Annotated in this window: 15 protein-coding genes; 8 read left to right on the top strand and 7 right to left on the bottom strand. The window is 43.1% G+C overall.

The window, feature by feature from the left end; genetic code table 11:
• Positions 1–124 precede the first annotated feature (124 nt).
• Entirely contained in the window at positions 125–550 is a 426-nt protein-coding gene (locus tag PV763_RS10960; protein WP_420937834.1) for a DUF3887 domain-containing protein, read from the top strand.
• 27 nt (positions 551–577) lie between these two features.
• On the opposite strand, the gene PV763_RS10955 is transcribed toward PV763_RS10960, so the two are convergent.
• Genes PV763_RS10955 through PV763_RS10940 form a run of 4 tightly spaced genes read right to left on the bottom strand, consistent with a single transcriptional unit; the run spans position 578 to position 5,407 of the window.
• Positions 578–1,678, bottom strand: coding sequence for an ABC transporter permease (locus PV763_RS10955; RefSeq protein WP_420937833.1), 1,101 nt, complete (start codon positions 1,676–1,678; stop codon positions 578–580).
• The gene (locus PV763_RS10950) at positions 1,675–2,805 is read right to left on the bottom strand and encodes an ABC transporter permease (protein ID WP_420937832.1); all 1,131 of its coding nucleotides are present in this window, start codon (positions 2,803–2,805) and stop codon (positions 1,675–1,677) included. The genes PV763_RS10955 and PV763_RS10950 overlap by 4 nt, the downstream gene beginning before the upstream one ends.
• Complete coding sequence (locus tag PV763_RS10945; protein ID WP_420937831.1) at positions 2,805–3,935, bottom strand: HlyD family secretion protein; 1,131 nt, start codon at positions 3,933–3,935, stop codon at positions 2,805–2,807. The genes PV763_RS10950 and PV763_RS10945 overlap by 1 nt, the downstream gene beginning before the upstream one ends.
• A gap of 11 nt (positions 3,936–3,946) precedes the next feature.
• Positions 3,947–5,407 (bottom strand): TolC family protein, encoded by a 1,461-nt coding sequence (locus PV763_RS10940; RefSeq protein ID WP_420937830.1) that lies wholly within the window; start codon positions 5,405–5,407, stop codon positions 3,947–3,949.
• A gap of 360 nt (positions 5,408–5,767) precedes the next feature.
• Between PV763_RS10940 and serC the strand changes: the two genes are divergently transcribed.
• Together serC and PV763_RS10930 are read left to right on the top strand one after the other, a co-directional pair.
• Positions 5,768–6,847, top strand: a complete 1,080-nt coding sequence (serC, locus tag PV763_RS10935) for a 3-phosphoserine/phosphohydroxythreonine transaminase (RefSeq protein ID WP_420937829.1) — start codon at positions 5,768–5,770, stop codon at positions 6,845–6,847.
• A 40-nt stretch (positions 6,848–6,887) separates the two neighbouring features.
• Positions 6,888–7,019, top strand: coding sequence for a hypothetical protein (locus tag PV763_RS10930; protein WP_420937835.1), 132 nt, complete (start codon positions 6,888–6,890; stop codon positions 7,017–7,019).
• A 410-nt stretch (positions 7,020–7,429) separates the two neighbouring features.
• Here PV763_RS10930 and PV763_RS10925 read toward each other — a convergent pair whose 3' ends face one another.
• Entirely contained in the window at positions 7,430–8,362 is a 933-nt protein-coding gene (locus tag PV763_RS10925; protein ID WP_219308810.1) for a hypothetical protein, read from the bottom strand.
• A 250-nt stretch (positions 8,363–8,612) separates the two neighbouring features.
• Between PV763_RS10925 and PV763_RS10920 the strand changes: the two genes are divergently transcribed.
• A complete protein-coding gene (locus PV763_RS10920) occupies positions 8,613–9,098 on the top strand; it encodes a YaiI/YqxD family protein (protein WP_171054293.1) in 486 nt (161 codons plus the stop codon).
• Between the two features lie 21 nt (positions 9,099–9,119).
• Positions 9,120–10,034: a DMT family transporter gene (locus PV763_RS10915; RefSeq protein ID WP_262466901.1), complete on the top strand. Its 915-nt coding sequence runs from the start codon at positions 9,120–9,122 to the stop codon at positions 10,032–10,034.
• Positions 10,035–10,054: 20 nt separating this feature from the next.
• On the opposite strand, the gene PV763_RS10910 is transcribed toward PV763_RS10915, so the two are convergent.
• A complete protein-coding gene (locus tag PV763_RS10910; protein WP_262466902.1) occupies positions 10,055–10,618 on the bottom strand; it encodes a PilZ domain-containing protein in 564 nt (187 codons plus the stop codon).
• 26 nt (positions 10,619–10,644) lie between these two features.
• Here PV763_RS10910 and PV763_RS10905 point away from each other — a divergent pair, with 26 nt between their 5' ends.
• The 3 genes from PV763_RS10905 (at position 10,645) to PV763_RS10895 (ending at position 15,105) form a co-directional block, all read left to right on the top strand.
• The gene (locus PV763_RS10905; protein WP_312325528.1) at positions 10,645–11,880 is read left to right on the top strand and encodes a lipoprotein-releasing ABC transporter permease subunit; all 1,236 of its coding nucleotides are present in this window, start codon (positions 10,645–10,647) and stop codon (positions 11,878–11,880) included.
• Positions 11,873–12,556, top strand: a complete 684-nt coding sequence (gene lolD, locus PV763_RS10900) for a lipoprotein-releasing ABC transporter ATP-binding protein LolD (protein ID WP_004645694.1) — start codon at positions 11,873–11,875, stop codon at positions 12,554–12,556. The genes PV763_RS10905 and lolD overlap by 8 nt, the downstream gene beginning before the upstream one ends.
• 86 nt (positions 12,557–12,642) lie before the next feature.
• On the top strand, positions 12,643–15,105 hold the full coding sequence (locus PV763_RS10895; protein WP_420937828.1) for a DNA internalization-related competence protein ComEC/Rec2: 2,463 nt from the start codon (positions 12,643–12,645) through the stop codon (positions 15,103–15,105).
• Here the strand turns inward: PV763_RS10895 and PV763_RS10890 are convergent.
• Complete coding sequence (locus tag PV763_RS10890; protein ID WP_420937827.1) at positions 15,094–16,068, bottom strand: lysophospholipid acyltransferase family protein; 975 nt, start codon at positions 16,066–16,068, stop codon at positions 15,094–15,096. The genes PV763_RS10895 and PV763_RS10890 overlap by 12 nt on opposite strands.
• Between the last annotated feature and the right edge of the window lie 89 nt (positions 16,069–16,157).

The following is a 16,157-nucleotide window of genomic DNA, read 5'->3' as shown; positions in this document are numbered from 1 at the left end:
AAGTGTTTGTTTGCACTCATATTTTAACTGTTAGGACTCAGGTTTTTTTATTTAAAGCAAACTATGGGACAGCAGTGCGCTTCGGCGTCCTTTTTTATAAACCTTGACTGCATAAGGGTAAGCGATGAAAACCAAATTAATGTTGTTGGCAGCAGCGGTTGCATTGAGTGGCTGTAATTCAATGGACAATATTCCGGATCCGAGTCCTGAACAGCAAAAGGCGGCACAGCTAGCCTATGAGGATTTGCGTGATGGGAAGTATGACGAGTTTTTGGATCAGTTAGAGCCGCAGTTGCAAACCCAGTTTAAGGACAATGAAAAGCTGATGAAACGCTTTTCACGTTCAATTCCTCAAGGTGAATACAAGTCTAAGACTTTAATGACCAAAGAGATTGAAGAAGCAACCAATCAGCTTGGGCAATATAAGGTCAGCTATGAAATTGCCTATCCGGAAAATCTGGTTCAGTATGATGTGAGTTTTGACAAGCCGAATGGTAGCAACAAGATTCGTAATTTCAATATTCAAGTCTTTGGCGAATCGAGTAAATAAGTGGAATAGGAGCATTGCTATAATGCTCTATCTGCTTTGATGACCAGAAATTAAACGTCGATAAGCCAAGAAAAAACACAAGCTGCCGATCATTCCAAGATAGAGCAGTTTAGGCAAGACCAGTGCGGTAGGCACACCCATTTGATTGAGTTGAATAAACATCTGCACAATTTGGGTGGAAGGCAGGATTTCGCCAACGATTTGCATCCAGATGGGCATGGCAGCATGCGGCCAGGCCGCACCAGATAAAAAGAACAGTGGAATAGAAGTGAATACAATAACATGCCCCGCACGTTCCGGCAGATCCAGAAAACTGGCAAATAGGCAGGTCATGCCAATTATCGTGTAGATAAAAACCGCAACAGCCAGCAGCATCCCGAGCAGGTTGCCACCACGTGGATAATCAAATAGCCAGAAGCTAAAGCCGAATAAATAGAAACATCCCAGACAACCAATGGTGAAGACCGCTAAACACATCCCAATCAATGCATTTGTGTTTAATTCTATTTTTCTTTCCCGATATACCAAAATCAGCATACTCAAACCCAAAAGAATGGTTTGGTGGATAATTAAAGGTGCAACCGCAGGAAAGACATAGCTGCCATAGCCGGACAGCGGATTAAATAAAGGAATTTGATGTACAGAAAGGGCAGGTGAAAAATCCGAGACCTGACCAAAGCGTTCAGTATAGTCTGCCAAAGTTTGCTCAACCGATGTGGCTAAGCCCAGACCAATTTGTTTGGTTACTAAAAAGTTGGCCGTGCTTAAATACAGTCCAATGCCGCCTGTTTCACCATGCCTTAAGCTTTGCGATAAATTGTCCGGTAGCAGTAAAATGCCATCGGCTTTTTGAGATTCCATCCATTGTTTGGCCTCGGAAAAATTGCCGGTAATCGCCTCAATCTCCACATTGGGGCTTTGTGCCACCTGACCAATAATGCGGGTACTTAAGCTACTTTGTTCTTCATCGACAATAATAATCGGTAAGGCTTCAGCCTGCTGTGCCTGATAAGCGGTTGGATAGAAAAAGCTGTAAAACAAGACAGATAGAATCAACGTGGTAAAGATCGTGCCATGACTGACAATATCCTTAAAGCTTTGTAGATAGTAAAACCAAAGGGATTTCATGGTGTTGCTCCTTTGGCTATTTTTTTAAGAAACAGATAAGCCAGCAGAGCGTAGACTAGGGCATAGATGAGCAGCATGAATCCAGCTTGCAGTGAAATATGCAATGGACTACCAATCACCCATTGTTCAGTTTGTAATTTGGCATAGGGCGTAAACGGAATAATATTGGACCAAAACTGGGTGAATAGGGGCGCATTATTTAAAGGGAGGGTCACACCGGCAAAACTTAAAGATGAACCGCCATAGACCGCAATGATGCCGAAAGATTTACTTAAATCTTTGGTTGCCAGAACCACTGCACTGCTTAAAAATGCATAAGCGCTATACAGCAGAAATTGCGCCAATAGAATCAGGCTGAGCGAGCCGGCAACAAACCAGCCGCGAATTTCAATCAGCCAGAACATCCAGATCCAGGTCCATAGACTAAAAATAGCCACATAGACCAGATTTTTAGACAGCAATGCCATCCAGATGGACGAGTTGCTGATCCAGCTTGTTAAGGTCTGTCGCTTCAGTTCCTGACCGACGGAAAATGCCACACAACAACACAGCAGTAAATGCAGAATTGCCGGAATGACATAGGGTTCCAGATAGAATTCATAATTCAGTTGTGGATTATACAGCGGCGATATTTTGATATGCGGCGACGGTGCTTCGAGAGAAGGCAGCCGGTTGCCCAGATATTGCTGTCCGCCAAATTCAGCCAGTGCTTGTAGGGTACTGACCAGCATGGCAGAGGAGATGGTATTTCCGATACTGAAATAACTCTGGTTAAAGGCAATACTGATGTCAGCATCCTGGGCACGAACCAGACGTTGCTCGGCACCGCTTGGAATATGGATATAACCCCAAATTTTATTTTGATTTAACAGGCGCTCAATTTCAGCTGTTTGTTCCGACACCGTAGCAATTTTAAGAGTATGATTCAGCGCCACATGCTGATAAATACTTTGACTCAGCGCACTCTGGTCTTGATCAATAATCGCAATCGGTAAATGATCTGGTTTCCCTTGAGCAAACATGCTGCTGAATAAAATAATCACCAGTGCAGGTGCCAGCGTGACCAGACACAGATCCCATTTTTCTCGGAGCAGATAGCGCAGTTCGCGCCATATACCCGTCCACATTATAGGGTCTCTTTCAGTTTAAATAATACGCTCATACCGACTTTCAGTTCAGGCATGGTTTGTGTCGGTAGCAAATGCAGTTTAAAACTTCTCACATCATAGCCGCCGGTTTGGCGTGTGGTCTTAATGGTGGCAAATTCACCTTCAGCACTGATCTGCTTGATTTGAAAAGTGGCGGTTTTATCTAGGGCGGGAATATAACCTTCAATACTGCTCATTTTCTGAAATGGGGCATATTGGTCTTCACGAATATTCAGGCTCACCCACATTTGATCTTCAATCAGGCTGACCACAGGGACTGCGGTGGCTACCAGCTCCGAGACTTTTCCATAGGTTTTAGACACCGTTCCGTTTACAGGTGCTACTAATTGGGTTTCTGCCTCTAATGCATTGGCTTCATCCAGCGCAGCCTGGGCAATATCTACTTGTGCATCGGCAGAACTCTTTTGCTGCGAGGTGCTGCCACGTTTGGCACGTGCGTATTGCTGATACGCTGCTTCTGTCATTTGTGCCGCTGATTGACTGGCTGCATACAATTCATCACGGCGCTGGCGTGAAATCACACCTTCCTTAAATAAATTTGCACCACGCTCATAAGAAACTTTGGTTAAATTTTGCTGTGCTTTCAGCGATTGCCAGTTGGCATACAGGCTCGCGATATTTTCTTCTTGCGAGCCACGTTCAGCAGTCGATTGTAAGGCCAGCGCAGATTGTAAAGCCGCTGCGGCTTGCTGTTTTTTGGCCTGAATTTCCGGGCTGTTTAAGCGCACCAGCACATCGCCTTTTTTGACCTGCTGACCTTCTTCTACATAAATTTCTTCAATACGGCTCGGCACTTTGGTGGCCACCTGGACCGTTTCAGCTTCTACACGACCTTGCAATTCCAGCGGAGCCGGTTGGTAGCTTTTCCATAATCCAAAAGCGATGACAGCCAGTAGAACTGGAATCAGGGCAAGCAATAAATATTTTTTCTTTTTGGAGATTTCAGGAGCTTGTTCATGCTCTGTCGAAGTCGCTGCGTTATTTTCTATTCCAGTTTTTGTTTCTACCTGTTGTGCAGGCGATTTTTCTGTATCGCTGGATGAAGCCGCTTCATTCACAGGATCATTGGGTTTTTGATCTTCGTTCATGTTCGACTCCATTAGCGAATATAGTGAGTGTTGGTATGTTGGATGTAGTTCGGAAATTCTGCAATCGAGCCATGGCTTTGTAATAGTGTGGCCAGTGACATCACATATTTGTAAGCATTCAAGGCAGTTTCGGCTCGTAGTCCGCTCAGCATATTTTGTGCATCGATGACCTGTATGGCGGTGCCCATATCTTCTTTAAAGGACAATTCTTGGATGCGTAAATTTTCCTGTGCGGCTTTCAAGTTTTGTGCCAGAAGCGCATCACTTTGCTGTGCGCTGAGTGCTTCGCTATAAGATTTATAAATCAGATTTTCAATTTCCTGCTGGGTGCGTGCAGTGAGCAGTTCTGTGGCAGAGCGTTTGAGTTCGGCAGCCTGAATACTTTTGTTTTTATCAATTCCGGAAAACAGGTTATAGCGTGCGGCAACTCCGACAATCCAGTTTTCATTTTGATCCAGACTATATTCACCAAAAGCAAAAACATTCGGTTTTTTCGCTGCTTGTTGGGCTTTGACATTGGCTTGAGCTAATTGGGTATCCAGCTGCATTTTTTGAATCAGTGCAGAGTTCTGACTAAAGGTTTTCAGCAGATGATTTAAGGCCTGTGGCTCGGTTTTATTGACAAATAAAGGCGTCGAAAGTTCGGTGATGCTACTTTCCTGAAGCAGATTATTCAGCTGGAACAGCGCAGCATTCAAATTGGCCTGCGTATTTTGCTGGCTGCGCTCGGCATTATTGCGTGCCACTTCAAACTGCATGCGCTGGCCTTTACTGATAAAACCTTGCTGTTCCATCTTTAAGGCATTGCGATAATGCTGCTGCATGGCATTCAAGTTAAACAGTGCTGCTGCATGCAGTTGCTTTTGGAGCTGGACATTGAAATAACTTTGAATCAGTTCAAAACGCTGCGTATCTTGCTGCTGTTTGTTGCTGAGCTGACTACGACCTACTTGAATATTGGCGATTTCTTTGGCGCTGCTTGTCAGTCCACCGGTATAAAGCGGCATCATGACTGAAACCGTCGGGCGAATCACCTGATCATCCAGCACGACATGCGAACTATCAGGAATTAAGCCAACTCCATTTTGAATAGGTTGTCTTAAACTATTTTTTAGCGGGTCAGCCAGATCACCTAAGTTCAGTTCATCAATTCTATTATTGACACCATCCGTTAAGGATTGCTCTAAATTATTTTTTAATGCACCTAAAGGCAGATCGAGTTCATTATGAAAGGCATACGCACGAACATTCAGATCGACACGCGGCAGACCTACGCCTTTTACTGCTTCAGCTTCAAGTTTTGAAGCCTGCTCCAGACTTTGATAGGCTTGGCTGCTATAAGAGTTTTGCAACAACTGCCGTTCAGCGTCCTGAAAGCTGATGCTCTGCGCATGAGCAAAGCTGCCATACATCATCGATGCAAGCAGATTTAACCCCCAGACAAGCTGTCTTTTATTTTTCTTTAAGTTCATAAAGTCGCTAAACTGATTTAAAGTCGGTAATGTTATCCGGCTAGTATAAATCAAAGGTATGCAGATAGAACTAGTGTAAAGTTATAGTATTGTTTCTTTTACATCTGTATTTCAAATACTTATCGGCTATTTTTGATGGAATATCTAAAATTAAAAAATAGCTTAATTTTGAATATTTTCAATTGTTAGTGCAAAGATGATAAAAACAGCAGGCTAAAATACTGGTCAATTTATCTTGTGAATCTACATTGATTTTTTGACTCTATCTTGACTCATAGATTGAAATAATTTTGTGCAAGACCCTGCCAGATATGGTTAAATGCCATCATTTGATTGTGTTTCACTCTGAAAGGAAAAATCATGCGCGCGTACAACTTCTGTGCTGGTCCTGCTGCATTACCGACTGCCGTACTTGAAAAAGCTCAAGCTGAAATGCTTGACTGGCATGGCAAAGGTCTTTCGATCATGGAAATGAGCCACCGTAGTTCCGACTATGTTACCATGGCTGAAAAAGCGGAAGCAGACCTGCGCAAACTCATGAATATTCCTGAGAACTACAAAGTATTGTTCTTGCAGGGTGGGGCATCACTACAGTTCTCGGCAATTCCATTGAACTTGCTTGGCAAAAACAACAAAGCAGACTATATCGATACCGGCATCTGGTCTGAAAAAGCCTTGAAAGAAGCGCAGCGTTATGGCGATATCAATGTTGTAAAAGCGGGTATCCAAATTGATGGCAAATATGCGATCAGTACACAAAGCGAATGGAATCTTTCTGATGATGCAGCTTATGTGCATTATGCGGATAATGAAACTATTGGCGGTCTGCAATTTGCCTCAATTCCTGAAACAGACAAGCCATTAGTTTGTGACTATTCATCTAGCATTTTATCTGCACCCTTAGATGTCTCTAAATTTGGTTTGATCTATGCGGGTGCGCAAAAGAATATCGGGCCTGCTGGTTTAACGCTGGTGATCATTCGTGATGATCTACTCGATCAAGCTAAACCTGAAATTCCAAGCATCTTGAAATATTCAGATCAAGCGAAAAATGGCTCAATGGTCAACACACCATCAACTTATGCATGGTACTTGTCTGGTCTGGTGTTTGAGTGGTTGCTAGAAAATGGCGGTGTAGATGCCATGCACAAAGTGAACCTTGAGAAAGCTAACTTGCTTTATGGTTATATCGATCAAAGCGATTTTTATGCGAATCCGATTTCAAAAGCAAACCGTTCAATCATGAACGTCCCATTTACCTTGGCTAATGCAGATCTTGAGAAACAGTTCCTGAAAGAAGCAGAAGCACAACATTTATTGAATCTTGCTGGTCACCGTTCAGTCGGCGGTATGCGCGCAAGTATTTATAATGCCGTGCCTTTAGAAGGCGTGCAGGCATTGGTGAACTTTATGGATGACTTTGCCAAACGCAATGGTTAATTCCTGAAACGAAAAAACCCAGCACAGGCTGGGTCTTTTTATGGATTCAATAATTTTAGAAAATAAAAGTATGCAGGATGAATCCGCAGATCAGCATCCCCAATATGAAAAAAAGGCAGGACATCATATCAATATTATAGCGGGAGCTAAGATGATGCTCGACCTGTTGTAATGTTTCTTCTTGCACGATTTTCATAGATATTTATTGTCCGATCTATTTATCGTTAATACTAATTTGTTGTGAGTATTTTTATCATAAAAAATTGATTAAATAAAGTACATTTTTAATTAAAGAGCATAAATTTTCATTTTATTTAAATATTAGATTTGCACGACGACAGATTATTTATATGAGAAATCAAGCGCTTATTTTTACAAGATTTTTAAGGTTATTTTAAATATTTAAAATGAATTCATTTGAATTTGAAAATGTGGATAACTCGGTTTTTAATGAATTTAAATAGATTATTAAGCCAGAAAATATGTATAAAAAATAATCAAAAATTAAAATGACAAATAAGAATATAGATGGATTAAAAGAAGATACCCATCAAAATGAATATCTTCTTTATATGTTTGAACTTAGGCCGCTTTTCTATAAATATTGGCCTGAATCCATAAGTTACCACGGATATACTGACCAATCTGGAAGTTTTTGTACTGGTCATTCCGTGTTGCAATCCGGATCAAGGTCGCAGGCTGGTCTTCATCATGAATCAGGGTGACATCATACAGGGTGTAGTCCTGATCCATAAATTGCATGGTGGTTTTACCGACAATATTGCCCTGGAACCAGGCTTCATCTTCCTGACCCATGGTTTCGCCGTATAAATAGGCCACCATTTTAGAAAAATCTACAGTGACAGGTTCTTTATCTTCTTCGGACTGCGGCTGCCAGGCATCAATCTGTTCCTGCAAATTATCCGGCGCTACACCATTATTGGCAGCCAAAATATCATTCAAGGCACGGTGATGCTTGATCGAAGCGGGATCATCAACCACCAGATGCTCATGATCTGCGACCGCTTCAAGTTCATAGGCCCAGCCATTCAGATTCACCACATAGGACTGGTCTTTTTCATAATGCGGGTGATTGACGCTATACAGGCTATCGAAAGCGTAAATAATATTGTTAGCACCTAAATTTAGCCGCAATACAGCTTGGGTATTGGATTTACAGGAAATAATCCGGTCAATCGTGGCTTTCACCTGATAAGGGCTATCAAAGCAGGGGAATGCAGTTTTTACCGCTTGAGGTTTATTGTTTTCGACGGCAATCACTTGACTCAACTGTACCGCAGCTTTACTTGGTCCCTGAATCAGCCAGGTCTCTGCATCCATATCACATTCTTGTGTACAAAGGCCCATCGGCATGATTGGTTCATCAAGAGCTTTGCCTAACCACTGTGGTACATCTGTGCCAGGGTTGTCGGTGAGCAAGGTCCAGTGTTCGACATGACTACCGAAATTTTGATCATCAATGGTGATGATCTCTGGGCTATTCTGATTTTTCATATGCACAATTGATTTTGGATGACGTATTTATAGTTAATCGAGGGTCATTGCGATTTTTCAAGTCAATCGAATGAATTTTAAAATTAAAATGCCAGTCAAATGAAGTCAAATTTTTTTCTCGCGTGAATCACGCCAGTTTTACCCAGCACATGCTTTTTAAAATATTGATGACAGATGCAATGAAAATGGAGCGATTTAATCATCAACCTGATCGTCTCAATTTGCTAGAATAACCATGATTAATACCTTAATGGGAAGCCCTGTGTTGCCATTCAAACTTTGGGTCGATGCCGATGCATTGCCCCGTATGCTGCGAGATGTGATTATTCGTGCTTCGGATCGCTATCAGCTGGAAGTCACTTTTGTCGCCAATCAACCAGTCGGAATCACACCTTCGGTTAGAATTAATTCAATTCAGGTGATGAGTGGAGCGGATGCTGCAGATAAGGAAATTATTCTGCGTATGAAAGAGCATGATATTGTCATGACGCAAGATATTCCCTTGGCTGCGGAAGTCATTGAAAAAGGCGGGATTGCGATTCATCCCCGCGGTGAAATTTATACTACGGCCAATGTCAAAGCGCGCTTACACTTGCGTGATTTTATGGACAGCTTACGCGGTGCAGGCGTGCAAACGGGCGGGCCGCCACCGATTTCAGAACGGGATAAACGCGAATTTTCCAGCGCACTCGATCAGACCATCCAAAAACAAAAACGTAAAACTTCCGCGCTTTAAGCCTTATTCAGAGTGACTCGCATGCCCACACAAACCAATATGATTGCCACCTATCTTTTATTGGTTTTTATCTGGGCAACGACACCGCTAGCTATTGTCTGGAGTGTGACGGATTTGCATCCGCTCTGGGCTTTGGCATTGCGTTTCTTTTTGGCTTTACCTTTTGCATTTACCTTATTGTGGCTGTTTAAAACCCGTTTTCCCTTAGATAAATTATCCATGCACAGTTACCTGGCAGGTGCATGTAGTTTTATCGGCTCACAGATTTTCACTTATCTGGCCACGGATTATCTGAGTTCGGGCATTATTGCCCTGATGTTCGGACTGGCACCGATTATTACCGGTTTGATTGGCCGTTTTGTGTTTCAGCTCAAGCTGTATGCTTCGCAGTGGTGCGGCATGGCAATTGCACTGCTGGGACTGGGGATTATTTGTGTGGGTGGCAAAGATCAGCATATTCAGCCGATCGGAATAGGCCTGATGTTGCTCAGTGTTTTTATTTACTGTATTTCGATGTTTTGGGTGAAAAAAGTCAATGCACCTCTTGAACCCATGGCGCAAGCGGCCGGTTCTATTGCAGTTTCAGCGGTGATGGCCTGTGCCATGCTGCCGTTTATCTGGCAATTTGCACCGACCCAGATTCCGCAGGCTAAATCGCTGATCGGACTCAGCTATGCGGTGATCATGGCGTCCCTGATTGCGATGTTCTGCTATTTTAAACTGGTACAGAAAATCAAGGCGACCACTTTGTCTTTGACTACGGTTTTGACGCCGATGCTGGCCTTATTGGTTGGGGTAATTCTGAATGATGAAAAATTATCGGGCGGTGCTTTCTTTGGTGTCGTTATCTTACTGGCTGGTTTGTTATTATATTTTTCCAGAGAAATTAAAGCGAGCTATAACGCTCGCCTTTCATCATCCACCGGTACTGAATAGAAATTGATTAACGCAGTGATTTAGGCAAAGCGAGCCTTAACACATTCACCCAGTTTGACACGGTCCTGTGGATGCATGGTAATAAAATACGCACCTGTCCGATATTTACCATTTTCTTCTTCACGACTATAGGCCACCTGAGCGGTTGCTGCAATATGGAAGAAATTTTCCGGATGACTCAAAGTTACGTGCAGATAAGTGCCTTCAGCGATAGGACGCTCATTAAAGAAGCTAAAACCGGTTTCTGAAAAGTTCACCTGTTCCGGTACAGGTAACATGCTTTGTACAATTGCGTCATACAAAGAACCGGTAATAAGGTTTAATTTTTGGTTGAATAAGGATAAGATTCGAGCAATTTGTTGATCTTTTTCAGATAATTGTTCTAATTCGTAGTTAACCGCATGATCAAATTGATCTAGTTCTGCAAGTAGTAGAAAATAGCGGGGCAACACGAAGTTAGGATCGTAAGGATCATTCAAGGCAACATCATCGGAAATAATCTGATAATTAATTCGTAAGGCAGCATCGATTCGAGACATGACGCGTCTTTCCGCAAATCCGTTTGGATGCTGTACATTTTTCATAATTTATTACCTCGGACTAGATGGTTATGTTCAAACCAATCTCGCTGTATATAGGGTTGAAATATACTCGCGCACGGCGTAGTAACCACTTCATTTCTTTTATCGCGTTGGTCTCAATGATCGGCCTTACACTCGGTGTGGCAGTCCTCATTACAGTCTTGTCTGTGATGAATGGTTTTGACCGAGAGTTGAAAAATCGTGTCTTGGGAATGATACCTCAAGCGACTGTTTCCTCGACGCAAATTTTAACAAATTGGCCTGAACTTGCAAAGCAGATTGAGCAGCATGAACATGTCCAGGGGGTTGCACCTTTTACTCAATTACAAGGCATGCTGACCGCACAGGGTCAGGTCGCCGGCATTATGGTCAGCGGGATCGAACCCGAGTATGAGAAAAAAGTTTCGATCATACAAAACCATATGGTTGAGGGCAGTATCGACAGCCTGAAAAAAGGTGAATTTGGTATTGTTTTAGGCAAGCAAATGACCGATGCCATGGGTGTAGGTTTAAATGACAATATTACTCTGGTTCTGCCAGAAGCGACTCCTTCACCCGCCGGTGTCGTCCCACGTTTTAAACGTTTTAAAGTGGTGGGAATTTTCAGTATTGGGGCTGAAGTTGACTCGATGATGGGTTATATCGCTTTAAATGATGCGTCAACTTTACTGCGTCTACCGGATGGTGCGCAGGGTGTGCGTATGAAGCTGGATGATATTTTCCTGGCACCACAAGTGTCTCAGGAAATTGTGCGTGATTTGCCGGGGAATTTCTATGCTTCGGACTGGACTTATACCCATGGTAATCTGTTCAGCGCGATTCAGATGGAAAAAGCCATGGTCAGCCTGCTTTTATTCCTGATCGTTCTAGTCGCGGCATTTAATATTGTGTCTTCACTGGTGATGGTGGTGACGGATAAAAAATCGGACATTGCCATTTTAAGGACTTTGGGGGCTTCACCTGCCACCATTACCAAAATCTTTATGGTGCAAGGTACCGTGATTGGGGTGATTGGAACTTGTGCAGGGGCCATCCTCGGGATTATTGCGGCAACCAGTATCAGTAGCTTTATTGGCTGGCTCAACAATACTTTAGGCCTGAATATGTTTGATGCCTATTTTATTAACTACTTACCTTCGTATCTGCGCTGGCAGGATGTCTTGGTGATTGTAGGCTTGTCACTGGCACTCAGTTTTGTCGCGACAATTTATCCGGCTTTACGTGCAGCAAAAATTCAACCGGCAGAGGCTTTGCGTTATGAGTAATCTGATTTTAGATGCCCAGAATATTCACAAATCCTTTACCGATGGCAAGGCCACTGTCGATGTGATTCGCGGCTTGTCGCTACAGGTAAAAGCAGGTGAGTTTGTTTCGATTGTAGGTTCAAGTGGTTCAGGCAAAAGTACCTTATTACATGTTTTGGGTGGATTGGATCGCCCGACGTCAGGTCAGGTCATGGTGAATGGCCGCCGTTTTGATACCTTGTCTGAAGCAGAACGCGGTTATGTGCGGAATGAGCATTTGGGCTTTGTTTATCAGTTTCATCACCTGTTGCCAGAATTTACGGCACTGGAAAATGTGGCCATGCCGCTGATGTTACGCGACAACATGAAGTTTAAGGAAGCCAAACAGCAGGCCGAATATTTGCTGGAACGTGTTGGTCTTTCGCATCGTCTGACTCACAAGCCGGGTGAATTATCCGGAGGTGAGCGTCAGCGTGTAGCTTTGGCGCGTGCAGTGGTCGGTAAACCTAAACTGATGATGGCCGATGAACCGACCGGAAATCTAGACCGCAAGACTGCAGCAAAGATTTTTGAACTGCTGACCGAATTGCAACGTGAGTTCAATATGGCGATGCTGATTGTGACGCATGATGAACAGCTAGCCCATGCAGCAGATCGGATTTTACATATGCAGGATGGTCTCTGGATTGAACCATAAATAACGAGAATATTCGCATTTGATTGAAGCTCACTCCGGTGGGCTTTATTATTGGGCAAAATAATAACAAGACAGAATAAGATTCAATGTTGCAGTGGCTATGTATTGGCTGGATTTTAGGCCTTGCCTGTATGGGGAAAAGTTTCCTGTCTGTTCAACTGAGCGGGACGGCAGTTTTGATCATTGCGCTGCTGTGGTATCTGTGTTGCCATAAATTAAAGTTCATCTTGAATACACCGCTGCGAAGCTTGTTGATCGCTGGATCAAGCCTGCTTTTGGGACTGTTTTTAGGTCATGCTTATGCCAATCTGCAATTGGCTGAACGTTTATCCAAGCGAGAGCACGAAGTCGCTGAAAAAGAAATCGTAGTGTATATCAAAGAGCTGAATAAGCTTGGTGATCAGAATATCCAGCAAGCCCTGCACGTGCTTAATCCTGACGGTACTACAATTAAGTGGATGGGTTTTCTGCCAGTTTCAGATCCTGTCACATCTAGTTTGGTAAATGATGAAACCAAACAACAAACTCTTGAACTGGGACGCTACTATTTATTACAAGGCCAGATTCGACCTAACCATAGTTATGCCACACCAGGTGCCTTTGATGCAGAAAAATGGGCATTACAGCAAAATGTCATGGCCGGGTTTAGGATCAAGCACATCCAAGAGCTGCAACCGCAACAACTCTATGCGTTAGGTTATGGCAAATATCTACGTCAGCAGCAAAATTTGGGTCAGCGATTTTTACTTTGGGTAGAACAACAGCGACTGGCCTTAAGAGAGTTTGTGGCTAGACAACCCGTACAGCAGAAAGGCTTGTTGCTGGCTCTATTAAGCGGTGATGAAAGTTTACTGGATCAAGCGACGGAACAGCAGTTTCAACGGTTTGGCATGAGTCATTTATTGGCAATTTCTGGACCACATGTCCTGATCTTTGCCTTTATCATCTGTGGCAGTTTGCAATATCTGATTTCAAGGTACACGCCGCAGATTTATCTGAAATGGCCAAGGCAGTATTTTTTGAGTCTGCCTTTTTTGCTCTGTGTACTGCTGTATTGTGCCTTCGTCGGTTTTGAAATTCCGGCGCTACGTATTTTACTGATTTGTGTGATTGTGACTTTTACACTGTTGCTCAGGCAAAGCGTGCAGCCATTAAAGCTGTTGATTCTAAGTGCTGCCTTATTGTTGCTCTTTGATCCTTTTAGTATTTTATCGGCCGCATTCTGGCTGTCTTATGGTGCCTGTTTTGTCTTGCTGCGAATCTATCAAACCATTCAGCAGCAACCGAATCAAACAATACAAACAGCATTACAACGTCTGTATTTTGCAATGAAAGTTTTAGTGGAGTCGCAGTGGAAAATTTTTCTGGCCCTGTTTCCCTTAATGATGCTGTTTTTTAAGCAGGTGGCTTGGATTACCCCGCTAAGCAACCTAGTAGCCATCCCGTGGATTGGCCTGCTAATAGTTCCCGTAGATATTCTGGCGGCTTTATTATTTTTCATTTCTGAACCACTTTCGAGTCTGCTGTTTCAGCTCAATGATATTTTTATTCATATACTGCTGGCATTTTTGAATCTGCTTGATCAGCTGTTTGCGCCCCAATTGATTCCGGTGGCTATGAATGTCTGGATGATTGCTCTATGTATTTTGGGCTTGTTAATTGTCTTTTTACCACGGGGCTTAGTACCCAAAAGCTGGACAGCACTTGCCTGTTTACCACTGTGCATTCCTCAACTTAATCAGCATGCATTTCAGCTGTCTGTTCTGGATGTCGGGCAGGGACAGGCCATCTTCATTCGGGAAGGGCAAAAGAGCATGATGATCGATATGGGCGGTTATTATAATGAAGAAAAATTCAGTATTGGTCGGCAAGTGATTATGCCATTTTTGTCTGTGCAAGGTGTTGGAGAACTGGATCAACTGATTTTGACCCATCTGGATCAGGACCATAGCGGTGCATATCACAGCATTAAAGATCAACTAAACATCCGACAAGTGTCATCCAATCAGATGCCTGAAACAGCTGCTTCTTCAAGTTTTCAGTTTTGTTATGCAGGACAGCAATGGCAATGGTCTGAGACGATTAACTTTAAAATTCTGGCACCTCGGCAGCAGCAGCTAAATACGCCAAACTTCAATAAAAACGACCGATCTTGTGTGATATATCTGCAAGTTAAAAATGCCGGACCGTATCAAAAATTTTTACTGATGGGGGATGCGGGTTGGGAAACTGAATATCAGTTACTCCAAAATTATCCGGAACTTAAAGTCGATGTGCTGGTACTCGGCCATCATGGCAGTCAGCACAGTTCAGCCTATCAATTTTTAGAAGTTTTGCGACCTAAATTGGCGATTGCCTCGGCTGGGAAATTTAATCGCTATGGCCACCCGAGCCAACTGACGCAGCAACGGTTAAAAGCTCTTAATATTCCCTTATTGACCACGGCAGAACAGGGGAGTGTACACTTCCAGCAACAAGGCTCAGAACTGGTGCTTTCTGCCGAACGACATGAATGGCGGTGGTTGTATCGTCAGCCTTTAAGTCACTGATTCCAGCATCGGCAAAACTTCATGGGCGTCTTGTGTTCTCAACGCATTTACTTTGTCCAAGGCTTGTTCATGTTCAAGTTTATAGAGATTTCCTAAATCTTGATGCGCATTAAAGCGTTTATAACTCCAGTGATAATGTTCCGGATGGCGGCGAATTAAATTTTCAATACTGTTGATAATGACTTGCGTACCTTGATTGGCATTGCCACTATAAATTTTTTCATCAACCGTTTCGATAAAGATATCGAATCCATCTGCAGTATTACGTAGAGCATATAAAAACAGGGCGCGCGCTTTGGTCTTTTGAATCAGCTTAGCACTCAAATTACTCGTAGCTAAAGGCACACCGAAATAAGGAATATATTCACCACCAATATTCGGGGTATGATCAGGAAGGATGACCGTAGTGCCGCCTTGTTTTAAGGCCTTAAAAATCTGACGAACGCCAGATTCATCGGTCGGCACCAGATGCGCTTGTTCACGACTACGGGCGGTTCGTACAAATTGATCTGCAGCCTGATTTTTCACAGGTTTGTACATAATGGTCATTGAAGTGAACTGGGCGATATAGGCATTCATGATTTCCCAGGTACCAAAATGCGGCACAATTAAAACCAGACCTTTATTTTGTGCAAGGGCATCATGAAGTAGATCTTCGCCAATAACGCGATGAACGCGTTTAAGATTTTTCTGATTGCTTGAGCCCCAAATAGTAAAGAACTCGAAATATGACATTAATTCATTGCGAACCGCAGCACGGTTAATCTTTTCACGTTCCTGACCGGACAGTTCTGAAAGACTGATTTCAAGATTCAGGCGAATGACTTCCGAAGTTTTAGTGACTTTAAAACTGTTCACAATAAAGGCCAGAATACGGGCCATCCAGCGAGAAACCGGAAGCGGTTGGCGGCTAATGTATTTGAGTAAACCGTAAGCTGAATTCCGTGAGCCCTGTTTCGTCATTGATTTCGTCTAAGTACAAAAAAAGAGAACAAAATTTATTATAGGCGAAAACGTTTTGTTTAGACAGAATTACCCGATTCAGTGTATAT

This window comes from Acinetobacter sp. AS5 (assembly GCF_048957595.1).
Taxonomy (GTDB): Bacteria; Pseudomonadota; Gammaproteobacteria; order Pseudomonadales; family Moraxellaceae; genus Acinetobacter.
The sequence above is the reverse complement of the archived record's forward strand: the minus strand, read 5'-3'. Positions and strand labels throughout refer to the sequence as shown.